A 22,817-nucleotide genomic window follows, 5' to 3' on the forward strand; every position below is an offset into this window, starting at 1 on the left:
GGAACTCTGAAGAGAGTTGAGGAGAGGTGTTCGTTCATATCTTGGGAAGGAGCACAGCGTTGTCGGTAATGCATTCTGTCTGTTCGGAACAGAATTGCCTGTTGTGCAGCAAGCTGGTTCCCCCACCCCCTCTCGTCGAAGAAATCGACAGGGCGCTAAAGTTCGGCGGGCCCGGCGGCTTCCCCTCTTCTCCGCTGTTACTGATCGAAGCACCGGCCGGATTCGGCAAGACAACATTGGTTCGCCAATGGTGGGCATATCTCAAAGCGCAGGGCGCGAACGTAGCCTGGCTGTCGTTTCGCGAAACGAATTGTAACGCGGAGCATGTCCTTGTCTGCCTGCATGCCGCGCTGTATAATTTATTCGGACCCTCGGATGATCGAGAAATAAGTGGTCCGGCCACCGGATTTTCCACTTCGCAGGGCCGCACGGTGATCTTCCTCGACGATATTCACCATGTTGCGCCATCGATTGTGGCCGTACTTAGTCAATTCCTATTGCGTTCAGCGCCGGGACTGCAAATTGTGGCGACTAGTCGGAAACCATTATGTGACGCATTTTGTCAGTCCGGACTGGCCGGTCGGCTGGAAATACGCGGATGGGCCGATCTGGCTTACTCTTCCGTCGAGCTTCAAGCTCTGCTTCCGCGCGCCATTTCCGCCGATGCGGTGGATGCGTTGCGGTATCGGCTCAAAGGCTGGCCCGCGCTGGTGCGCCTGCTCCATAATGTTGCTCGCCGCTGGCCAAGTGCGATGCTCGATTTCGCGCTGGGTCATGTATGCCTTGAGGATGCCGATTATTATTTCCTTGAAGAGATATACTGTGAATTGGACAGCAGGGAACGGGAGGTACTGGATCTTGCGATGAAAATTTCGCAGCTTTCGCCCGCCATTATCCAGGAAGTGCTCGGTTTTACAGATGCCATTCCCTTGCTCGAACGGCTGCATGGTCACTATGGCTTGCTTGAAGTTTTTGGAGAAGGTGGAGAAGATGGGGCCTATCGGGTTCACGAACTGATCCGTCACCTTGCCCGCCGATCAACGGCATTGGGCAGTGCCGAAATTCATCGGCGGATCGCGAAGCGGTTTGAACTGAGGGGTGACCTGGCACAGGCTGTCTTCCATGCGGTCGAGGCTGGTGACACCAAATATTCAGCCGAACTGCTACGCAGGGCCGGCGGATGGAACACGGCATTGCAGATAGGATCTGGTACGCTCGATCGTCTCTGCCACCTTGTTAATGCCGCTCCGTCGGATGTGCAACTCAGAGTCGCTGCGGCCTATGCACAACTGCAAAGTGGGCGAATCGCCGAGGCTTGGAGCACCGTAGCCGGGCTCAGGCAAGAACTTCTTTCTGGCACACCCTCGGGGGTCGCACAGTCCGAATATGTAGTGCTGGATTTGCTGGTAGCTCATTACCAGAACCGCATGATTACGCCCGATCTTGTGGATCGGCTGCGTCGACAAATGGCGGATGAACCGAGCGTTGATCACAGGGTGCAACTCGTGCTCAACACTCATTTCCGCGCTTATGCCTACTACGATGTTGGCGACTATGAAAAATCCCTTCGCTGGCTGCAGGCAGCGGCGGAGGGCGCAGAGGAGAGCGGGTTGTTCTACGCCCAGGTTTATGCCTTGGTCTTCAGCGCCCTTGCGAGCTTTCGTATTGGCGCCTTGTCGAGGGCCGCTGCATCTCTGCAACAGGCTGAGCATGTGGCAGGAAGGCGGCTGAACGGCATCGATTTGCAGCGTCACCAGAGCATGATCCAGAATGTGAACATGCTCGTTGGGTGGGAGCACGATGATGAGTTGTTGAGCCTTTCCGAAATCACAGCCATTGAAGGCCGTATACTGGCAGGATATGATAGCTGGCCGCCTAATTCTCTGTGCTTCTATCTTTGTACTTCTGAAATGATCGCTGCGCAGTGCGATCTTGCTGCCGGCCTCTCGCATCTGGATCGCGGTATAGCCCTGGCACAGCGAGAAGGATGGCAGCGCATCACTGCGGAATTGACGATCCGCAAGATATTTCTTTGTCTCGAATATGGTGCGCTGGAACAGGCGTCAGATCTGTTCGGCACACTCGAACCGAATATCATTTCCGCACCGACTGATCCCCACCTCGTCGAATTGGCGCGACTGGCACAGGCTTGGCAGGCGCTTGCCGCAGGAGATGGGGGGGAGGCCTTGGCGATTCTCGAACCGCTTAATCGTGCCTTGTCCTATCGAGGGCATGGCAACAACCTGACCTTGGGCTACGCTTTGGCCGGATTGGCAAAGGCGCAATTGGGTTACATCCAATCGGCTAGGCAACTCATTGTCGCAGCGGTAGGGCCAGATAAGATGCGATCTCGGTCGCGTTGGTTCAAGCGATTGCATCGACTCGCTGAATTCACTCTCGGCGATGTCTGGCCAATACGTGGCCCATGGTTGAATATAAGCCAAAACCCGTTGGAGCAAAAGAATAGTATTTTGACAGAGCGTGAATCACAAACACTGAGCATGCTCGCAGACGGCTTCTGCGCCAAAGAGATTGCCCGGCTATTGAATATAACGCCCAGCACCGTCGCATCGTACCGGAAGCAAGGCTATCGTAAGCTTGGAATATCAAAGAGGAGCGAAATTACCGCAGGAATCTTGAGCATATAACCATCCATCAGACCTAGAATGTTGACGGTATGCTTTTCCACGTCGCTCCCTGTTTTATTAGCACTCAGACCGGAAACCCGCAAAATCTGGGTCGGATCAAATTGCTATTTCCAGCGAGTTATGAGACCTGTGTGCGGGTGGTTGTAGGAGACTGAAATGCATTTATTTTTCTGTCTTCAGCTTTGATCGCGCTGCGTTGCGGCCTCTGAGGCCATGACCGGTGGCCCTGTTATGCCTGGGCTGCGAGGATATTCATGGTGCGCTTGAGATTGTAGGCAATGGCGGTGAGGTGTAAGCGCCGACGGAACCTTTCAATTACCCACAAGTGCGCCCGGCGAGATCAATTCCAAGTTTCATGTCCATAAGGCGGGACCAGCCACGCCATAGATCGTGTCCCAGGAGGTGGTGTAGCTGGGGTCGATCCCCGCTCTTTCCGGCGTCAGTTTGAGCCGATCATGTGCCCGGCACTGCCGACAGCATGATGATGGGATTGTCGCTGAGCGGTGCCATTGTTTCAAGTGTCATGTAGCGTGCGCGCTGGACGGCCCATTCGTCGGACTGTTCCATGAGAATGGCGCCAACGAGGCGGGTGATCGCGGCTTCGTTCGGGAAGATGCCGACCACCTCGGTCCTGCGCTTGATCTCGCCATTGAGCCGCTCGATGGGATTCGTGCTGTGCAGCTTGGCGCGATGCTCCCTGGGGAAGGTCATGTAGGCTAGCACATCGGGTTCGGCATCGTCCATCAAGGTTGCCAGCTTGGGCAGTTTGGGTCGCACCTGATCGGCCACGGAACGCCATTGCTGGCTTGCAGCTTCGGGCGTTTCCTGGGCGAAGGCGGTGGCGATAAACGCGGAGACGACGCGCCTGCCACTCTTGCCGGCATGGGCCAAGGCATTGCGCATGAAGTGGACGCGGCAGCGCTGCCAGGTAGCACACAGCAGCTTGGAGACGGCCGCCTTGATGCCTTCGTGTGCGTCGGAGATGACCAGCTTCACGCCGCGCAGACCCCGGCGCGTCAGCTTGCGCAGGAAGGCTGTCCAGAAGGGTTCTGCTTCCGAAGGGCCGATGTCCATGCCGAGAACTTCGCGGCGACCGTCGCTGTTCACACCCACCGCGACGATCACTGCAACCGAGACGATCCGCCCGTTCTGGCGGACCTTCACATAGGTTGCATCGATCCAGAGATGGGAGTGTCATGATTTCCGTGTGCGGGCGGGCGGTTGATCATCAGGCGGCCATGGCTCTGATGAAACGTTCGCCGAAGATCACGGCAAATTGTGCCTTCGCCATGGTCCACTCACGTGGTGGCATCTTCCACTCTTTCTCCGACCGATTCAAGATGAGATAGAGCAGCTTGGTGGCGGCCTCGTCGCTGGGGAAGTGTCCCCTGGCCCTGACAGCCCGCCTGAGCTTCGAGTTCAAAGCTTCGATCGCGTTCGTGGTGTAGATGATCCGGCGGACCTCGTCGGGGAACGCAAAAAACGGGATCACCTCGCCCCAGGCGCGCCGCCAGCTCTGACCGATGGCGGGATAGCGCTGCCCCCAAGGGCCGGCCTCAAATGCCGTCAGCGCCTTTTCGGCGGCATCCGCGTCGGTGGCACGGTAAATCTCCTTAAGCGCGCTGGCGAGGTTCTTGCGGTCCTTCCAGGAGACGAAGTCCATCGAGTTGCGCAGCAGGTGAACGATGCAGGTCTGGACGATCGCCTCAGGGAACACTGCGGTGATCGCATCGGGAAAGCCCTTCAGGCCGTCAACGACGGCCAGCAGGATGTCTTCGACGCCACGGTTGCGAAGCTCGTTCATTACCCGCAGCCAGAACTTGGCTCCCTCGTTCTGCTCGAGCCACAGGCCGAGCACCTCCTTTGCGCCGTCGGCGCGGACGCCCAGCGCAATGTGGATCGCCTTGTTGCGCACCATGCCCTCGTCGCGGATCTTGACCCGGATCGCGTCGAAGAAGACCAGCGGGTAAACCGGATCGAGCGGCCGCTGCTGCCAAGTGGCGACCTCATCGAGCACGGCGTCGGTCACCGTGCTGATCAGATCGGGTGAGACGTCGATGCCGTAAAGATCGTGCAGATGCCTGGTGATCTCGCGGGTGCTCATGCCGCGCGCGTACATCGACACGATCTTGTCGTCGAAGCCAGGAAAGCGGCGTTGATACTTGGCGATCAACTGTGGGTCGAAGCTCGACTGGCGGTCGCGCGGCACGTCGATCGCCAACTTGCCAGTGTCGGTCATCACCGTCTTCCGACCGTAGCCGTTGCGCATGTTGCCGGCGCCGTCTTCGCCAGCGAGGTGGTGATCCATCTCCGCATTCAGGGCACGCTCTGTCAGCGCCTTCTTCAGCGAATCGAGCAGACCGCCCTGCTCGAAGGCGGCGCTGGCAGCGCCGCCCGCCAAAAGCTGATCGAGAAGCTCATTCGGTATAGCAGGCTCTTTGCGTCGAGACATAGTGGGACTCCCTTTTTACCCATTATGCCCGCCCACACACGGAAATCATGACACTCCCTCCAGAGATACGGCCAGTCGCCCTCGATCGGGCGATCCAGGAAGGCGTGGACGCGCTCGTCGAGTTCTTCGCATAGTCGGCTGACCTGGCTTTTGGAGATGCCATCCATACCCAGTGCCTTGACCAGATCGTCGACCGAGCGGGTCGATATCCCCTGGATGTAGGCTTCCTGGATCACTGCGGTCAGCGCCCGCTCGGCCATCCGGCGTGGCTCCAGAAAACCGGGGAAGTAACTGCCCTTGCGGAGCTTGGGGATGCGCAACTCTACTGTTCCGGCGCGTGTCTGCCAGTCGCGCTCACGATGGCCATTGCGCTGGACAAGCCGGGTAGACGACTTCTCGCCGTAGCCAGCGCCGGTCAAGTTGCCGACTTCCATCTCCATCAACCGCTCGGCCGCAAACGCGATCATGTCGCGCAAAATATCAGCGTCCGGGGTCTTCTCCACCAGCAAACGCAAGTGCATCATAGGGTCGGTCATCGTGGTTCCTTCCGTCAGGTTCGAGCTTCGCAACCCAAACCTATCCGAAAATCACGGTGACCACCTCAGACCCCACCTACACCACCTCGTGGGACACGATCTAGTCGGATTTATTTGACGCTTAAGAGCCTGCTTCGAAAGTCGCCGTAGGTCGACTTTCGAAGCAGGCTCTAAGCTCGACTTTGTACGATTAGGTAGCGAAGCATAGTGCTTGAGCCATACGTACGAGGCGGGTTGTCGGAATATAGTGCGGTTCTCGGTCCGGCGGGGAGTGTTGATTAATGTCGCCGACCCAGAGCTGGAGGCGAACGGCACCGATGGCGTCACTGAAGGTCAGGCTGGTTTTTCGATACCATGCGGCGGAATAAGGGGTGCTTTTATTGGTCAGCAGATCGCAGGCCCATAGCGATATAAGAGTGTAGAGACCCAGCAGCGCCGGTGTGGTTCGCGCTATGGCTTTGTCGGTCCACTGGCGCTGTGTCTCGACACCCAGGTGAGCTCGGGTTTCGGCAAAGGTGACCTCGATCTGCCATCGGCGGACGTAGAGGGCGATAATGTCGGCGGGCTCGAGGGTGATGTTGGTACTGAAGAATGCCTGTGGGTCGCGCTTTCCGTCAGGGTCGCGAACCAGAACCCAGCGGACCGGCAAGACCGGGGTGCCCGGCCTGTACCATAAGGCGATGTCGGATGTGATCTCGAGCGTCTTGCCGTTGACATGGCCATACCAGGCAGAGACGAGGATGCTTGTCCAGCGTGTCGCCGAGTTGGCGGTTAGACCGTATGTCCTCGCTCGGCATGGAGGGTGGCTCGCCCTACACTGTGGTTCCGAGGGTTGCTCGGACCGTCCGAGCCGATCCTCAACGCAGGAGGACGAGCCGTGGAGAACCATACAGACGTTTTCATCGGAATCGATGTTGCGAAATCGCGCAATGCGATCGCGATCGCGGATAACGAGCGAGGAGGTGAAGTTCGATATCTGGGCGAAGTTGACGCGTCGCCTGACTCGATGCGGCGCGTCATACAGCGGATTGTAGACAAGCATGGCGGCGCCCATTTTTGTTACGAGGCGGGGCCTACCGGTTACGGCCTTTATCGCCTCATCAGATCTATGGGCCATCCATGCGAAGTCGTGGCGCCATCATTGATCCCCAGAAAGCCGGGCGACAGGATAAAGACCAACAGGCGAGACGCGGTGGGTCTGGCAAAGCTGCTTCGCGCGGGAGAACTTACGCCAGTATGGGTCCCAGACGAGGGCCATGAAGCGATGCGCGATCTGGTTCGCACGCGCACTGCGGCAGTCGAAGCTCAGCGCGTGAACCGCCAACAGGTCAGTGGTTTCATGTTGAAGCATGGGCGGATTTATCGTAAGCGCGCATTTCGTAGCACGTTGCTTCCGGAGGCAGTGCGGCCATCATAGTTGACGCTGGACGAGCCAGGCCACCGCAACGACGTCGGCGGGTCAGGCGGGTCTTTCGAAGTTGAATGGCAGCAGGTCGTCGATATCGGCGTCGTGAGGTCGCTGGTGTCAACGGCACAGTAATTTTCCCCGCAACGGGCAAAGTAAAATTCCCCACTTTGCGGTTTGAGGTTCAGGAGCCGGGCATCGATACACCTCCATCTTTTGGCGGTCGCCCGCGGCGACGAGCTTCTGTCGGCGCCGGCGGCGTGATCCGGGCGGTCGAGCGCACATGCTCAGGCAGCAGGTCTGCATGTCGCCTGAGGCGATAGCTCGATCCATCGATCTGGATGACGATGGCGTGATGCAACAGGCGATCGAGCAGCGCGGTGGCGACGACGGGGCTGCCGAAGATTTCGCCCCATTCGGCAAAGCCTCGGTTCGAGGTGAGGATCATCGCCCCTTTTTCATAGCGCGCATTGACCAGCTGGAAGAACAGATTGCCACCACCGGGTATGACCGGGAGGTAACCGATCTCGTCGACGATCAGCAAAGATGGCCTGCAGTAGAAGCGGATCCTCTCGCGCAGCGAGCCCTCCCGTTCGGCCTTGGCAAGCGCACCGATCAAGTCCGCAAGCGTGATGAACGAGACGCTTTTGCCGGCTTTGACGGCTTCCAGACCGAGTGCGCTGGCAAGGTGGCTCTTGCCGGTTCCGGGCGAACGGGGCTCATAATGCCCAATATCAGCGAAGCGGTGGCGAGGTGCAGGTCTGCTATGCGTTTCACCCTCGCTTCAGCGAGAAGATCGTTGTCGTTGGCAGGCAGCGTTATTGCGGGGAGGCAGCTTATGTCGGGCGCCAACCTGACGGCAGCCTGGCGCTGGTGCCGGTATGGATGACCGAGGAACCTGCGTCGGCCATGGCGATAGTGGAGATGCCACGTTTTTCGCTCGCGTGCCTTCGCGATCTGCGTCGTGAGATCGATGACTGCCTAAAATCGCTCCGCGACGATTCGCGTCGTGGAGGAGACGACCATGCAGCAAAGGCAACCGCGCAAGCCGCGACAACTAGACCTGTTCTCTCCCGTGGTGCCGGTAAAAGCCTTTCCCGTCGGTGCGCAGGAACGGCTCCTTCCGCTGATTTCGGCCCTGCTGAGGGAAGCAGCGAGTCAAGTGAAGGAGGCAGACCATGAAGATTTTGCCTGAGCATTTTGCGCGCGGCGCATATGTCTATGTGCGCCAGTCGACAGCCGACCAACTCGCTAACAACCCGGAGAGCCGGCGTCGCCAATATGGCTTGGCCGATCGTGCCCGCGATCTTGGCTGGAGCGATGTCACCGTTATCGATGACGATCTCGGGCGCTCGGGCTCCGGTGTCAGCCGGCCTGGCTTCGAGAAGCTTCTGGCCGCTATCTGCGAAGGTCGCGTCGGCGCGGTACTGGCGATCGAGGTGTCGCGGCTCGCCCGCAACGGTCGCGATTGGCACACGCTGATCGAGTTTTGCGGCCTCGTCGGTACGATCATCATTGATGAGGACGGCATCTATGAGCCGCGTCATCCCAATGACCGGATGCTTTTGGGCATGAAGGGAACGATGAGCGAACTCGAACTCTCGATCCTGCGCGCCCGCTCACTTGAGGCGCTCAAGGCTAAGGCACGGCGCGGCGAGCTCTTCCTGACGGTCGCGGTTGGCTATGTGAAGTCGCGGCATGATCGCATCGAGATGGATCCCGATCAACGCGTGCGCGAAGCTCTGGCACTCGTCTTCAAACGCTTTTCCGAGCTGCAGAGCATTCGCCAGGTTCACCTCGCGCTCCGGAACGAAGGGATCATGCTGCCAGCGATCTGCTACACACGAGAGGCAGGACGATCGATTGTCTGGAAGCTGCCTGTTTACAATACCGTTCACCACATCCTCACTAACCCGATCTATGGCGGCGCTTATACATTTGGCCGCACTTGCAGCCGTGTCACCATCGAAGAGGGGCGCAAGCGGATCGTCCGCGGTTTCAGGCGGGAGCGGGCCGACTGGGAGGTCTTGATCCCAGACCATCATGAGGGTTACCTCAGTTGGGCGGATTTCGAGAGGAACCAGCGTTTGATCGCCGATAACGCCACAAGCAAGGGCATGATGCCCCGCGGCGCAATGCGCAAAGGCGAGCTTCTGCTCGGTGGACTCCTGCGCTGTGGTCATTGTGGGCGTAAGCTTCACGTTTGCTATTCCGGTAGCAACGGCAACACTGGTCGCTACAACTGTCGCGGCGCTCTCATCAACCATGGAACCGACCCATGCATCGGTTTCGGTTCGTTGCGCGTCGATCAGGCGATCGGCGCCGAGGTTCTCGAACGTCTTCAGCCGCTCGGTATCGAAGCGGCGCTTACAGCGGTCAAGGCATCGAACCAACAGGTCAACGAGAAGCGGCACCAAGTGACGCTGGCGCTCGAACAGGCTCGCTATGAGGCAGCCCATGCGCAGCGCCAGTATGATGCCGTCGATCCCGACAACCGGCTCGTAGCGGGTGAACTTGAGCGCCGCTGGAATGTCGCTCTGACTTTGGTACGTGAGCGCCAGGCCGAGCTGGATGCGCTCGACAGCAGAAAGCCAGAGGCATCGGATGATAACGAGCGGCTCGAGATCCTCCGTATGGGTGCCGATCTCTCCGAAGCGTGGAATCACCCCAAGGCAACAAGTGTCACACGTAAGCGCATCATTCGCGCCGTGGTGCGTGAGATCGTCGTGCGAATTGATGACGACCAGATCAAGATGATGGTGCATTGGCAGGGCGGCGATCATACCGCGCTCGCTGTCAGGAAGAATAAGGCGGGTCATCATCGCTGGAGTTCGCCCCCCGATCTCGAACCGCTCATCCGGACGCTGGCACGACAGCTGCCCGACAGAGATATTGCATCGCTCCTGAACCGGCTCGGGAAGGTCACGGGGCGTCAGAACGGTTGGACGCAATCACGCATTTGCAGCTTCCGCAATCAGCATGGGATAGAGGTCTACAAAGCGGGCGAACGCGTCACGCGTGGCGAACATACAATGCAGGAAGCCGCCGAGATGCTGGGAGTACGGCCAATGGCCGTGTTGCGCATGATCCGTGCCGGCCATCTGCCCGCTGAGCAGTACTGCAAGGGGGCGCCTTGGGTGATCCGGCGGGACGATATTGAGCGTCCAGACATCAAGCATCACGCTGAAAGCGGCATGCGGCGTCCACTATCAAAATTAAGTGACCAGAGGACGATGACTTTTCAATAACATAGCGAGGTGGGTATTATGTCGTGGGATCGGGCGGCCCCAGCAGGTGAACAACCTCGCAGCGCGCAACGAAGTTCAGTTCGGCCAGCGCCAGGATGCGGGCTTTGTCGAGCGAGGGCTGGAACGAGAAGTCGTATCCGGTGAGGGTTTTGACAGTATTAAGCCGGCCCATCCGCAAAGCGGTCCGGATCCGCCGATCCTCGCGGAACGTCAACTCCTCGAGCAGCAGTTGTTCGACCAGCTCCAGCCCGGTGATCTCGCCCCGATCGAGGCGGGAGACGCAGGTGTCGACGACCTCGATGGCGCGCGGCATTTTGAGGCCGACCATACTGATCTTGATGCGATCAAGCAGCGACACTGTCGGATCGGGAAGAAGCGAGTTCATGCTGTCGCTCCCGATGCCGCCAGTTGCTGACCGATGGCGGCGTAGAAGTCGAGTGAGCGGCGCGTGACCAGTTCGCCGGTAAAGCCATGCGGGACCGGGTTTTCCTCTTTGGGCCGATATTGCCGCCGGTGGCCTTCCAGAAGCGAGCGCTGTCGCCGTCCCTCGAGCAGGGGATGTCGTGCGACCAGCCGATTATCTTCGAAGATATGGATTTCGTCGGCCAGGCTGTGAACCTCGACCACGCGCCGTCGTGTCGCGTCGGGCACCGAGTAATAATTGCCGCCGACGCTCACCATGCCTTCATGACTGATCCTGCGTTCGAGCTTGAGAACCGCGCCGAACGGGATCAGAGGCAGGAGCTGCAGTGTCGGCTGCTCCTGGGCGAACGCCTCGTTGACAACACGACCGGTGGAGGCGTGAACACGCGGGTTGGCGACGTTGCCAAGCCAGTTTACGAACTGGAGGTTGAGATCATCGAGATCGCGGAACGTGCCGCCCAGGAAGAAGTCTTCACGGATGTAGCGGAACGGCCGCTCGACCTTGCCTTTGGTTTCGGGCCGATAGGCGCGGCAGGCTTTTGGCAGAAAGCCATAATGACGAGCGAACTCGCCGAGCGTCCGGTTGTAAACGACGCGACCATCCTCATCCTCGCCCAGAACGGCCGTCTTCATACGATCGTAGAGGATTTCCCGCGGCACGCCGCCGATCGCCTCGAACGCGGCTCTGTGGCACGCCAATACGGTCTGCATCGTTTGACGCTGGGCGAAGCGCGCCCAGATCAGCCGGGAGAAGCCCAGCACCATCGAGAACAACCACACGATCTGGACGCTGTCAGGCGCGCTGGTAAATCGCACCCGGAACTGAGCAAAATCGACCTGTGCCTGTTGCCCGGGTGGCGTCTCGAAGCGTACGGCGAAGGGGCTGCCGCCGCCTGCCGGTCGCAATGCGCGCACCGTATCGCGGACGGTGCTGTAGCCGCCGGTGTAACCACGCTCGCAAATCTCGCGCAAAAGGCGCCGCGCGCTCAAACCCGGATAGGCATCAAGCCTGAACCTCAGATAGTCCATCCAAGGATCAAGCAAGCGCTCGCGTGGCTGCCTGGGTCCGTAGGTCGGCACTTCGATGCCTTGCGCAATGTATTTACGGACGGTCTTGCGGTCGATCCCGACCTGGCGGGCGATAACGGCCACCTTCAGACCTTGGCGATGTAAATCCAGGATCATTATCAGATCTCCAAGCTTCTTCATCGTAGCGCGCCTCCCGTCAGGAGGATCATGCCCGATATTTTGCTTTGGCCCTTGTCCGGGGCTCGCCCCGGACAAGGCCCAATCAGAAGAAGTGGGGAATTTTCAAATGTCCGTTCCGGGCTCTCCCGCACTTTTGGTGCAGCGGATGAAACAAACCATGAATCTGGGGGATTCTTGATTGCTCCGTAAATGGGAGCTTCCGAGCCGTGTCCAGACGAGTCCTGCCGCTTGTTCCTCGCCAGTTGGTTGTGGAGCGTGTGATGCTCAGCCCAGAGAATATCGTTATCCGGTGCCGCTCCCGGTCGACGGCATCGCGTTGCCCGACTTGTCGGCGAACGTCCGCACGGCTGCATAGCCGATATGAAAGGCGCATCGCAGACCTGCCCTGGCAGGGGAGGTTCGTAACCCTGCTGATGATGGCACGCCGCCTGCGCTGCTCCAATCGGAATTGCAGGCAACGGATATTCGTCGAGCGCGCTAACGAAGTTGCTACCAGCCACTCCAGACGATCCGCACGGCTACGCGAAATCCAGCGCACCGTTGGCCTGGCTCTTGGAGGCGAAGCTGGCGCGCGGCTTGCCAATCGCATTGGCATGCCGACCAGCGCAGACACGATGATCCGCTTGGTCCGGGATAACCGGCAGATGATGAAGGGATCGCCCCGGGTTCTGGGCGTCGACGACTGGGCGTGGCGCAAGGGTCATCGCTACGGCACGGTTTTGCTCGATCTGGAAACCAACAAGGTGGTCGACCTGCTACCTGATCGTGAAGGTGGAACGCTTGCCGCCTGGTTGAAATCTAATCCCGGAGCCGAAATCATCGCGCGCGATCGCGGCGGCAGTTACGCCAAGGGCGCTCGCGAAGGGGCACCACTGGCGCGGCAGGTCGCTGATCGCTGGCACATGCTACGCAACTGCTCGGATGCAATGCTCGCCGCAGTGGAAAAGCGCTACAGGCTCGTACGCGAGGTTGGGCGATCGCTCGCGCATGACATGACGCCGATCAGGCCACAGGGCAGTCCCACACGACCACGGATGCCTACGGCCGCCGTTCAAAAGCGAAACCACGGTCGCCAACGTCGACAAGCCATGTTCGATAGGGTTGTGGCCCTGCGCGCAAAGGGTTGGACTATATCGGCTATTGCTCAGGAAACCGGGCGAGATCGCAAAACGATCCGACAATGGCTCACGGATCGCCAGCCGGGACAATGGGAGCGGACATCCCGGCATCCTGCGAACGCCTTCGACGGCTTCATCCGCTCGCGGTGGGCGGATGGCTGCCGTAATGCCACGCAGCTTTACCGGGAGGTTTGCGAGCGCGGGTACTCCGGCAGCGTGAAGGGATTCCGTCAGTGGGTGAAAATCCGAATCCGCGACGGGATTGAAGACCCTGCTCCTCGATCGTCATCGCCTCGCTGGAAACCGCCCAGCACGCGGCAGATCGTTCGGCTACTCGGCGCAGCCAAAGACACGGTTCGCCCGAGCGACATGCTCTTCATCGATGCTTTGCGCGCCGCCTCACCGGCCATTGCGCAGGCTGCTGATCTCGGACGCGAGTTCCATGACCTACTGGTCGGGCGCAAAGCCGACACACTCGATGAATGGTTGGCATCGGCACTTGAGAGCCCCATCGCATCCTTCGCGCGCGGGCTCATGCGCGATTTAGACGCTGTCCGCGCCGCGATCGACCTTCCATGGAGCACAGGCCCAGTCGAGGGGAAAATCAACAAGCTCAAGCTCATCAAGCGGTCGATGTATGGCCGCGCGGGCTTGGATCTCCTGCGAGCTCGCGTGATGGCCTGAACAGCACCAAAAGTGCGGGAGAGCCCCGTTCCGGGGCATTTTACTCCGCCATCAACAGCTGGGGCAGTTCAGTGAGGACATGGCGTAGCCACGCGAGAGGCTCGACGCCGCAGGCGCGGCAAGTCAGCATCAGGCTGTAGGTGACGGCGCTCGCCCGTGCGCCGTCCACTGTGTCGCAGAAAAGCCAGGATTTTCTTCCTGTTGCAAAAACCCTGATGTCACGTTCGAGAAGATTGTTATCGATCGGCATCCTGCCGTCTTCGACGTAGCGCGTCAGGTATTCCCACTGGTTGAGGGTGTAGGATACCGCATCACCAAGCTTGGTGTCGGGCATGACCTTCGGTGCGATCGCATCGAGCCACGCCTTGAGGGCATCCAGGACCGGGACGCTATGTTTCTGGCGGAAGCGGCGCATGTAGCTGGCCTGCGTTTCCCCCTCATCGGGTATTTCGTCCCGCGCCTGCCTTTCGATCCGATAGAGCTGGTCGAAGAACTTGAGCGCCTGTGCGGGCGGCCCGCCTTGTTTCTTCCTCGCCTTGAGGGCGTCGGCAAAGCGCCGTCTGGCGTGGGCCATGCAACCCAGATGCGTGGCGCCTTTCAATGTGCGCCAGGCCGTATAGCCGTCACTCATCAGGATACCGCGATAGTCGCCGAGGAAGGCCTGCGGATGTTCCTGCCCGCGACCGGGTTGATAGTCGAACAGCACGATCGGCTGTTCGCTGTCCTCGCTGCTGCGGTAGGCCCACATATACGAGGTGCTGGTAGGCGCCTTGCCCTCTTCCTTCAGCACTTGAACCGTAGTCTCGTCGCCATGAATGACGTCTTGGGACCGGAGCCGCAGCTTCAGGGCGTCATAGATGCGATACAGATGCCTCTCGCTCGAACCAATCACCCAATGGCCCAGAGCACAGCGGCTAACGGGTACACCTGCACGCTCGAAGGTTTGCGCCAGACGATAGAGCGGCGTGCCATCCACGTATTTGTGGACAAGGGCAAAGGTGTCGCGCGACATTCACGGTGAGAAAGCGCGACAATCAAGATGAGAATCCGGTGTGTCGGGGTTGGCGTAGGGCGTAGCCCGGAGCCGATCCCGACACACCGGAGCGCCCCTTTGTGGGGAGGCCGGAGATGATCGCGGCGTCAGCTATGGTTGGGTTTTCCCGGGAGGAGGACCTGCCGTGTGCCTGGCCGTCACATAACCGATCATCAGATGAGGCTTTTCATGGACAACCGAAGGAATGATTCCGTCACCATTGCCGCGGCGAAGGCGGGGTTCAGCCCGGCGACGGGTTACCGGCTATTGGAGCAGGCAACGCTGCCTTCTCAGGCGAAGGCGCCGCGAGAGCGGCGACGTCCCGATCCGCTCGCCGGGATATTCGAGGAAGAGGTGGTGCCGCTGCTGGAAGCCGCGCCTGCTCTTCGCCCGATCGCGATCTTCGAGGAACTGCGCCGTCGGCACGGCGATCTGCCGTTTGCGCGTCGGACATTGGAGCGGCGGATCAGGGGCTGGCGGGCACTTCATGGGCCTGAGCGCGAGGTCATCTTCCGCCAAGTGCACGAACCCGGCCGACTCGGCTTGTCGGACTTTACCGCAATGGCCGATCTGGGCGTCACCGTTGTCGGCGAGACATTGGAGCATATGCTCTATCACTTCCGGCTGATCCATGGCGGCTTCGAGCATGCCCATGTGATCCTGGGCGGCGAGAGCTTCGTCGCGCTCGCCGAAGGGCTGCAGAACGCCTTGTGGTCGGCAGGCGGCGTGCCCCGGCTCCACCGCACCGACAGCCTGTCGGCGGCGTTCCGCAATATCGGCGCCGATGCCCGTGCCGACCTTACCCGGCGGTACGATGCGCTGTGCCAGCATTACGGGATGGAGCCGACCCGCAACAACACTGGCGTGGCCCACGAGAATGGCTCGATCGAGAGCGCCCACGGCCACATCAAGGCTGCGATCAGGGATGCCCTGCTGCTAAGGGGCAGCAACGACTTCTCCGACCTTGCCGCCTACCGGCGGTTCATTGACGAGGTCGTGACCGCACGCAACCGGCGTCATGCCCCCTCGATCGATGCGGAGCGCCGCGCCTTGCAGCCGCTGCCTGACATGCGCACGAGTGATTACGAGGAAGTTCTGGTCACCGTCACTTCGTCGGGCGGGTTCACGCTGCGCAAGGTGTTCTACACCGTTCCTTCGCGCCTGATCGGCCATCGGCTCAGGGCCCGGCTTTATGATGACCGGATCGACCTGTTCCTGGGCGGCACCCGGCTGATGACACTGGTGCGTGGCCGCGCCGGCAGCAATGGTAAGCATGGCCATGTCGTCGATTATCGGCACGTCATCCACTCGCTCAGGCGCAAGCCGATGGCTCTCATGGGGCTGGTCTATCGCGACAGCCTGTTCCCGCGAGAGGCTTACCGGCGGAGTAAGCGTGGCCTGCGGACCGCGGTTCAGGGTAAGTGCGGTTTGTAGGCCACATTCTGTCATTTTGGCAGAGAGTGTCTGAGTTTGAAAAATTTACGATGTCGCTCGATCGTTTCTATTCCTTTCGCTATTATGCGGTTGGATTAGGGAGAACATGAGTGACTAATGACGAGCTGAAGGTATTGGTCATCGAGGCCGGGGCGATTTTTGACCAGATCGATGATCTCCCGCTGAATGATGATGGAACCCGCGAATTGCCTCCTGGAATGCTGGATCGTGCCAGAGAAATTGCAGCTATAGCATTCAGTTTGCGGTCACCGACATGATCCTTGGCCGGAGTGGCGTAAGAATCTAGCTTTGGCATCTCCACTAGGCAGCTTGAGCAACGTCTTGGTCGGTCAAGCGCCAGTTCCATGGCATGAGTTCATCCCATTTGGCTGCGGGCCAGTTGCCAGCGATCCTGCCCATGACATCGGCGATATAGGCCTGCGGTTCGAGGCCATTGAGCTTTGCAGTCTCGATGATGGAGTAGATGGCGGCGGCCCGATCACCGCCTGCTTTTGAGCCTGCGAACAACCAGTTTTTGCGGCCAAGGGCCACGCAGCGCATGGCGCGCTCGGCTATGTTATTGTCAATCTCCAGTCGGCCATCGTCGAGGAAGCGCGTCAGCGCGATCCAGCGCTTGCGGCCATAAGCGATCGCCTTGGCCATCTCCGACTTGGGCGCAAGACGGCGCAGGGCATCGTCGAGCGCCTGGCGGAGATCGTCGATCAATGGCTTGGTGCGGTCCTGCCGGCTTCGTCGTCGGATATCGGGCTGATGGCCGCGAACCTCTGCTTCGATCTCATAGAGCTGACCGATACGTTCCAGCAGATCAGTGGTGAGCGGCGTCGGCTTGGTCGCATGAATGTCGAATATCTTGCGCCGGAAATGTGCCCAGCAGGCGACTTCGGTGACGCGGTTGGTGTTGTAGAGCTTGTCATAGCCAGCATAGCCATCGGCCTGCAGATAGCCGGTGAAACTGGCCAGCTGGCGTCGGGGATGTGCGCCTGTCCGGTCGGTGGTGAACTCATACCAGACCAACGGCGGTGAGGTCGCACCAGAACCGCGATCGTCGACGGCATAGGCCCAGAGCCTGCCGGTTGCCGTCTTGCCACGTCTCGGATCGAGCATGGGGACCGGCGTATCGTCGGTGTGAATCTTTGAAGCCGTCAGTCCGACCTCGCGGATGCGACTGACGATCGGGTCGAGCAGCACGGATGCTTGCCCGACCCACCCTGCCAGCGTCGAGCGGTCGATCTCGATGCCTTGGGCGGCCATTATCTCGGCCTGACGGTAAAGCGGCAGATGATGGTCGAACTTGGAGACGACGACATGGGCCAGCGTGCCGAAGGTCGCCTTGCCCCGTGCTATCGCCTTTACCGGCGCGGGCGCCTGCACGATCTTCTCGCAGGACCGGCAGCTATACTTGGGGCGGATGGTCCGAATGACGCGCCACTGCACGGGCACGGCATCGAGCATCTCGTCGCTATCCTGCCCCAGCGGCCGCAGCGCGCCGCCGCAGTCGGGACAGGTGCAGTTACCCTGCTCAGGCTCGATCCGCTGTTCCTCGCGCGGCAGATGGGCGGGCAGCGCGCGAACCGGCGACGGTCGATCGACGGCCGGATCGCCTCGACGTGCGGCGGCGACGATGGCCTCGCCTTCGAGTTCTTCAAGGGCCAGCTCAAGCTGGGCAATCTGGGTATCGAGCTTCTCGGACGACTTGCCGAACTGCATCCGCTTGAGGCGGGCAATCTGCACGCGCAGCGTATCAATCAGGATATCGCGGGCGGAAATATTGGCATGGGCGGCGGCCAATGCAGCTTCAAGCTCGGCGATCCGAGCATCTTTGTCAGGAGTGAAAAGGCCTGCGTCCGACACCGCGATTATATAGCAGATCGGCGGTCGCAATGCTAATAAAAGTGCCAGAAAATGGGCGTTTTACCCCGCCAATGAAGGGGTGAAAGTGCGTTCAGGTCGCCGCCAGTCGATGCCTTCCAATAGCATCGAAAGCTGGGCCGCGGTCATGATCACCGACCCCGTCTTGGTCGACGGCCACACGAAGCGCCCCCGGTCCATCCGCTTGGAAAACAGGCACATGCCCTGGCCGTCATACCAGAGCAGCTTCACCAAATCGCCGCGCTTCCCCCGGAAGGCGAACAGCGCACCGGAATGTGGGCTCTGCTCCAGGATCTGCTGCGTCATCACCGCCAGGCCGTCGAAACCCTTACGGTTATGTGGAGCTCCACATAAGCGCAACTATGAGCCGACCATGATTATGCGGAGTCGGCGCGGAAGGGGCACGTAATTGTGCTCGGCTGTGCCCTTATCGACTCCGCATAACTAACGTCGGCTAGCGCGAGCCAAGCATCAGAATCAGCTTATCAGGCGGCCGGAACTTGCCGGGCTTGATACCGAGAGGCGAAAGGGCATCGAGCATCTCGAGTTTTTCGGCTGGATCGGCCCGAAGATAGATTTCGGTGCTCTGGAGTGTGGCGTGGCCAAGCCAAAGCGCTACCTTGCGGATATCCCGCGTCGCCTGAAGCATATGCATGGCACAGCTATGCCGCAGAACGTGCGGCGATATTGTCTTGGTAGCAAGCGATGGGACGCGATGCGATGCCTCGACCGCATGCTTAGCGAGGATATACTCGAACCCCGAGCGGGTCATCGCCCGGCCGGCGTTGTTCAAGAACAGCGCGGTGTCGCCACCGACGGGTCTAACGGCGATCCAGGCGCGAATGGCGGCTACCGTCTCCTGCCAAAGTGGCAGCACGCGTTCTCGTCGGCCTTTGCCCATGACATGAATGCTGGCCGGGGACCGCCCGTCGAACTGCCCTATATCGAGGCCGACAAGCTCGGAAACGCGCAATCCGCCGGCAAATGCCAGATGCAGCATGGCGCGATCGCGTATGCCAAAGGCGGTTCGTCGATCGGGAGTATCGAGCAACGCCTGCACCTCAAGCCGCGTCAGTGACGAAACGAGTGTCTCGTCCACCTTCTTCATCGGGATGGCGTGAACGCGAAGAGCCTGGTCGAGAACAGCGGGTTCGCGGTGCTCAAGATATCGGAAGAACGACTTAACTGCCGCCAGTCGTGCGTTGCGAGAGCGGGCCTTGTTGCCGCGGTTCTGTTCGACGTGCTCGAGAAAGGCCAGAATCGTTGGGACATCAAGATCCTCGATCTGAAGCAGGCAGGGTCGCTTGCGCAGTCGGCAGGCGGCAAATGCCACCAACAACTGGAAACTGTAAGCATAGGCATCGCAGGTGTGGATGCTGGCGCGCCGTTCGCGCGGCAGGTGCTCGCGCAGGAAGGCCGTCAGTTGGGGCGCGAGCATCGTCATGCCAGTTCTCCCCGATGCAGAGACTCGCCGGCCGCCGCCACGTGCACCATCAACTCGGGCGTTGCCTGTAAATACCAGTAGGTATCGGTGACGTGGGCGTGCCCAAGATAGGTGCTGAGAGCGATGATATGGCGAGCAACCGCTTGTCCGTCGTGTGCGCATCGCTCGAGGGAACGAACCGCGAAGGTGTGACGAAGGTCGTGAATCCTCGCTCCTCGTGATCCCGGCTTTCCACGTAAGCCAGTCGCGCGGGCGATCTGCAGGAATGCCGTTATCACCGTTGGATAGGCGAGCGGCGTACCCTGATGCGAAATGAACAATGCGTCGCTCTGGGTCGGTGCCGTCAGACGCTTCGCCAAATAATTATCCAGGGCTCGTCTCGTCGTAGAATGAAGAGGTAACAGCCTGCTCTTCTTGAACTTGGTCTGGGCAATGATCAGCCCGTCATCGGTGACATCAACAAGGCGAAGGGAGATCGACTCCGAAACGCGCATGCCGGTTGCCGCGATCAGTCCAAACAGGGTGCTGTATGTGCGTGGCCTGATCGATCCAATCGGTCCGAGCGACAATGCGCCATCGATCAAACGACGGATATCAGCTTGGCTGTAGATAAAGGGAGTGCGCCGCCTATGTCCCGCCCGCCCGAAAAGATCAGCGGGTGGAACGTCGTTGAGCGGATCTTCCGCATGCAGCGCTATCGCGAAACGACGCACCGCCAGCAGGCGGTTCCGACGTTGCTCCGGAGACGGCGCAAGAAGCGCCCACTCCTGTACGCGCGCTTGCATGATATGGCGGTCGCCCCGCTCCTCGGCATAAGCGACGAAGTTGCGCAGAAGAATGCCCGGTGTTCGAAACTTGAAGCCGAGGGCCTGTTGGAGCGCAGTGTGATCGGCGAGGAGCTTGCTCAGCATGTCAAATCTCCTGGCCAGGGCTGAGCGATCCGCTCAAGCATGGCGATATCCACCTTCGCGTAGTGCGCGGTCATATCGAGTGAGCGGTGCCTCAACACCGTGCCCACCGCCTCGAGCGTGGCACCGGACCGCAGCATGGAGGTTGCAGCGGAATGACGAAGCAGGCTCGCTCCCCTCGAAGGGGCATCCGTAATCCCTGCCCGCTGCAGGGCACGGGCGACAATGGTCGAGATAGAGCTTGAGATCGCGAATGGCTTGTATGGGGCAATCATCGTTAGGAAAACGGTCTCCTCTCCGACACGAGGCCGTTCCTGCTCGATATAGGCCAGAACGGCATCGCCAACGTCCTGCGGAAGCGGCAAACGCACTTGGCGCCGGGCCTTGCCGCTCACCTGCAGCATGCCGGTTGCCCAATCGATATCCTGAAGCTTCAGCGCGGTGACATCACCAGCCCGAAGGCCCAGGCGCGCCAGAAGAAGCAGGATGGCCCGGTCGCGGAGCCGTCCATTGGAGAGCTGATCGCATGAAGCGACGACACGTTCGACATCGTTCGCCGATAGATATCGCGGCAACGACGAAAGCCGCCATTGCACAACGGGCGAGATGGCATGATCAAGGTTGGGTCGGCAAAGACCCGCGGCGGCCAGGAAGCGCAAATAGCTACGCAACGCACTGGTTATCGTTCTGAGGTCCGCAGGACCCGTTCGCTCTCGCCACTCCCGTACCACGCTGCGGATCAGGGCCGCGTTATAGTCGCGGGTCGCCTCGCCGAGCGTCGGCAGCAGCTTGGTCAGGAGACGACGATGGCGAGCGATCGTCCGTTCCGAAAGGCCGCGATGAATGCGCAACCATCGCTGATAGTCATCAAGCAAGGGATGGACCGGAGCCGAGGGCGGCGAGGCGGGTGCCGGAGCAACGGCAATATCCTGCAAGAAGGTATAGAAGCGCTCGGCGCGCCGGAAATACTTGGTCGAGATGCGCGACCATCGCCGCCCGCCAGGGCACTCGCAACGATGGTCGGCGAAACGCCGAAGCGAATCGGCATCGACCATCTGGATCGGCGTCGATGTGCTGTTGACCCAGGCAGCGAAGTGCCGGGCTGCGTCGGTGTAGCCTGAGATCGTCAGTCGTGAATAGCGGCGGTCAGCAAGTTCTGCACCAAACCGGTCGATCCACGGTGCCAGCGAACCAGGATCAAGAAACCAGCGACAATGGTCTTCCTCGCACATTTTTACTCTCCTTGTGATGTTCGACATCGCAAGGGATCATAGTTATGCGGTGATCGGTGACGACCTGGCTGGATCTAACCGATGGGAAAGATACCCGAATCTTGGCTGGAAACTCGCCGACTCCGCATAATCATGGTCGGCGCATAGTTACGCATGTCGGTCGCGCCGCAGGCCAGGAAGATCCGCGTCGATGGTGGCAGCGGGATCATCGTGTCAGCGCGCCGATCACCCGCGACAGGACCTCGGCATCGACCGTGGCGTCCACACTCACTTTGATGCCCGACGGCAGCTCGATCCCGATCACGCCGTTGCTGCGCGCCGCAACCGTTGGGGCGGGCAAGGCCGGCTGCTCGCTGATCTGCACCTGCGCAAATACAGGCTCGATCGGCTTGCGCACCCCGGTCAACTCGCCTGACATCGCCTGTTGCCGCCATGTGTAGATCGAGCCGCTGCCGACGTCATGGCGCTCACAGGCTGTCCGCACGCAACCGTCGGGGCCGAATGCATCCCGTAATACGGCCAGCTTCTGTTCCACCGTCCAGCGCCGACGGCCCGACACCCGGCTAACGACCTCGATCCGACTACTCATACGATTACTCGTATGATTACTCGCCCGTTCGCTTGCTGAATCCTCGATCTCGTCCGACACCCGCTACCTCGCTCAAAGAGCGGTAATCATCCCGGCGAATGGGCATTACGCAAGGCGGCCCTCAGGCCTCGCTTACCCGGCGGATGTTCGAGCACCTGTTGGAATGCGAAGGAGAACGCGGTGCCTGCCGGATCATCGTCGACCTGCTTGCCATGGCGCACGAGCGGGCCTGCGAGGCGGAACTGGCGGGCCTTCTCCAAGCAGACCTTGTCGCACGGCGAACCCCGGACATCGCCGCCTTGCGCGCCCGGTTCTCGCCAGATCCGGCGGCACTGCCCGAAGTGGTGGTCGAGCTCGGCGAACTGGCTTCCTACGACAGCCTGATCGGCCTCGGAGAAGCGGCATGAGCGCGGACCCGATGATCGACGCCCAGCGGCTCAGCCTGATGCTGAACGAACTGCGCCTGCCCGCGATCAAGCACATGTGGGGTCAGCATGCCGCCCACCACGCTCCGTCCGATCGCATTCTGTCCGCCAGCGCCAGCGCCGGCCGATATGGCGAGCG

General features: G+C 60.3%; 16 protein-coding genes and 6 pseudogenes. 8 read left to right on the forward strand and 14 right to left on the reverse strand.

Annotated features, from left to right (window positions below):
* Positions 1–68 precede the first annotated feature (68 nt).
* Positions 69–2,648 carry a helix-turn-helix transcriptional regulator gene (locus WFP78_RS22145; protein ID WP_336966648.1) on the forward strand — a complete coding sequence of 860 codons (2,580 nt, stop codon included), beginning with the start codon at positions 69–71 and terminating at the stop codon, positions 2,646–2,648.
* A gap of 453 nt (positions 2,649–3,101) precedes the next feature.
* Here the strand turns inward: WFP78_RS22145 and WFP78_RS22150 are convergent.
* From WFP78_RS22150 to WFP78_RS22165, 4 genes and pseudogenes are all read right to left on the reverse strand, one after another.
* A pseudogene (locus WFP78_RS22150) lies at positions 3,102–3,836 on the reverse strand (IS256 family transposase); the annotation flags it as partial.
* A 40-nt stretch (positions 3,837–3,876) separates the two neighbouring features.
* Positions 3,877–5,100 (reverse strand): IS256-like element ISSpwi2 family transposase, encoded by a 1,224-nt coding sequence (locus WFP78_RS22155; protein WP_130754701.1) that lies wholly within the window; start codon positions 5,098–5,100, stop codon positions 3,877–3,879.
* Positions 5,101–5,135: 35 nt separating this feature from the next.
* Positions 5,136–5,636, reverse strand: a pseudogene (locus WFP78_RS22160) (transposase); the annotation flags it as partial.
* Positions 5,637–5,826: 190 nt separating this feature from the next.
* Complete coding sequence (locus WFP78_RS22165; RefSeq protein ID WP_336966651.1) at positions 5,827–6,678, reverse strand: hypothetical protein; 852 nt, start codon at positions 6,676–6,678, stop codon at positions 5,827–5,829.
* Here WFP78_RS22165 and WFP78_RS22170 point away from each other — a divergent pair.
* A pseudogene (locus WFP78_RS22170) lies at positions 6,571–7,008 on the forward strand (IS110 family transposase); the annotation flags it as partial. The gene WFP78_RS22165 and the pseudogene WFP78_RS22170 overlap by 108 nt on opposite strands.
* A 217-nt stretch (positions 7,009–7,225) precedes the next feature.
* Here WFP78_RS22170 and WFP78_RS22175 read toward each other — a convergent pair.
* A pseudogene (locus tag WFP78_RS22175) lies at positions 7,226–7,750 on the reverse strand (ATP-binding protein); the annotation flags it as partial.
* A gap of 315 nt (positions 7,751–8,065) precedes the next feature.
* Between WFP78_RS22175 and WFP78_RS22180 the strand changes: the two are divergent.
* The gene (locus tag WFP78_RS22180) at positions 8,066–8,236 is read left to right on the forward strand and encodes a hypothetical protein (protein WP_327195078.1); all 171 of its coding nucleotides are present in this window, start codon (positions 8,066–8,068) and stop codon (positions 8,234–8,236) included.
* Positions 8,220–10,289, forward strand: coding sequence for a recombinase family protein (locus tag WFP78_RS22185; RefSeq protein ID WP_336966631.1), 2,070 nt, complete (start codon positions 8,220–8,222; stop codon positions 10,287–10,289). The genes WFP78_RS22180 and WFP78_RS22185 overlap by 17 nt, the downstream gene beginning before the upstream one ends.
* 16 nt (positions 10,290–10,305) lie before the next feature.
* Here the strand turns inward: WFP78_RS22185 and WFP78_RS22190 are convergent, their stop codons facing one another.
* Positions 10,306–10,674, reverse strand: coding sequence for an ATP-binding protein (locus WFP78_RS22190; RefSeq protein ID WP_336966633.1), 369 nt, complete (start codon positions 10,672–10,674; stop codon positions 10,306–10,308).
* The gene (gene istA / locus WFP78_RS22195; protein ID WP_336966634.1) at positions 10,671–11,921 is read right to left on the reverse strand and encodes an IS21 family transposase; all 1,251 of its coding nucleotides are present in this window, start codon (positions 11,919–11,921) and stop codon (positions 10,671–10,673) included. Before istA (WFP78_RS22195) ends, WFP78_RS22190 begins: the two co-directional genes overlap by 4 nt.
* 260 nt (positions 11,922–12,181) lie before the next feature.
* On the opposite strand from istA (WFP78_RS22195), the gene WFP78_RS22200 reads away from it, so the two are divergent.
* Positions 12,182–13,723 (forward strand): ISL3 family transposase, encoded by a 1,542-nt coding sequence (locus WFP78_RS22200; protein ID WP_336966636.1) that lies wholly within the window; start codon positions 12,182–12,184, stop codon positions 13,721–13,723.
* Positions 13,724–13,781: 58 nt separating this feature from the next.
* Here the strand turns inward: WFP78_RS22200 and tnpC (WFP78_RS22205) are convergent.
* Positions 13,782–14,720 (reverse strand): annotated as a pseudogene (gene tnpC, locus WFP78_RS22205) (IS66 family transposase); the annotation flags it as partial.
* A 183-nt stretch (positions 14,721–14,903) separates the two neighbouring features.
* On the opposite strand from tnpC (WFP78_RS22205), the pseudogene istA (WFP78_RS22210) reads away from it, so the two are divergent.
* Positions 14,904–16,139 (forward strand): annotated as a pseudogene (istA, locus tag WFP78_RS22210) (IS21 family transposase); the annotation flags it as partial.
* Positions 16,140–16,300: 161 nt separating this feature from the next.
* Positions 16,301–16,468 carry a hypothetical protein gene (locus WFP78_RS22215; RefSeq protein ID WP_156106061.1) on the forward strand — a complete coding sequence of 56 codons (168 nt, stop codon included), beginning with the start codon at positions 16,301–16,303 and terminating at the stop codon, positions 16,466–16,468.
* A 43-nt stretch (positions 16,469–16,511) separates the two neighbouring features.
* Here WFP78_RS22215 and tnpC (WFP78_RS22220) read toward each other — a convergent pair whose 3' ends face one another.
* From tnpC (WFP78_RS22220) to tnpA, 6 genes are all read right to left on the reverse strand, one after another.
* A complete protein-coding gene (gene tnpC, locus WFP78_RS22220) occupies positions 16,512–18,062 on the reverse strand; it encodes an IS66 family transposase (RefSeq protein WP_473829060.1) in 1,551 nt (516 codons plus the stop codon).
* Positions 18,063–18,122: 60 nt separating this feature from the next.
* Positions 18,123–18,440 carry an IS66 family insertion sequence element accessory protein TnpB gene (gene tnpB / locus WFP78_RS22225; protein ID WP_336966637.1) on the reverse strand — a complete coding sequence of 106 codons (318 nt, stop codon included), beginning with the start codon at positions 18,438–18,440 and terminating at the stop codon, positions 18,123–18,125.
* Positions 18,441–18,534: 94 nt separating this feature from the next.
* The gene (locus WFP78_RS22230; RefSeq protein WP_336966638.1) at positions 18,535–19,524 is read right to left on the reverse strand and encodes a tyrosine-type recombinase/integrase; all 990 of its coding nucleotides are present in this window, start codon (positions 19,522–19,524) and stop codon (positions 18,535–18,537) included.
* Entirely contained in the window at positions 19,521–20,435 is a 915-nt protein-coding gene (locus tag WFP78_RS22235) for a tyrosine-type recombinase/integrase (protein ID WP_336966640.1), read from the reverse strand. Before WFP78_RS22235 ends, WFP78_RS22230 begins: the two co-directional genes overlap by 4 nt.
* The gene (locus WFP78_RS22240) at positions 20,429–21,691 is read right to left on the reverse strand and encodes a tyrosine-type recombinase/integrase (protein WP_336966642.1); all 1,263 of its coding nucleotides are present in this window, start codon (positions 21,689–21,691) and stop codon (positions 20,429–20,431) included. The genes WFP78_RS22235 and WFP78_RS22240 overlap by 7 nt, the downstream gene beginning before the upstream one ends.
* A 178-nt stretch (positions 21,692–21,869) precedes the next feature.
* Complete coding sequence (gene tnpA / locus WFP78_RS22245; protein ID WP_336966644.1) at positions 21,870–22,253, reverse strand: IS66-like element accessory protein TnpA; 384 nt, start codon at positions 22,251–22,253, stop codon at positions 21,870–21,872.
* 143 nt (positions 22,254–22,396) lie between these two features.
* On the opposite strand from tnpA, the gene WFP78_RS22250 reads away from it, so the two are divergent.
* Positions 22,397–22,660: a hypothetical protein gene (locus WFP78_RS22250; RefSeq protein WP_336966646.1), complete on the forward strand. Its 264-nt coding sequence runs from the start codon at positions 22,397–22,399 to the stop codon at positions 22,658–22,660.
* Positions 22,661–22,817 lie beyond the last annotated feature (157 nt).

Origin of the sequence: Sphingobium aquiterrae, from assembly GCF_037154135.1 — a bacterium.
GTDB lineage: Bacteria > Pseudomonadota > Alphaproteobacteria > Sphingomonadales > Sphingomonadaceae > Sphingobium > Sphingobium aquiterrae.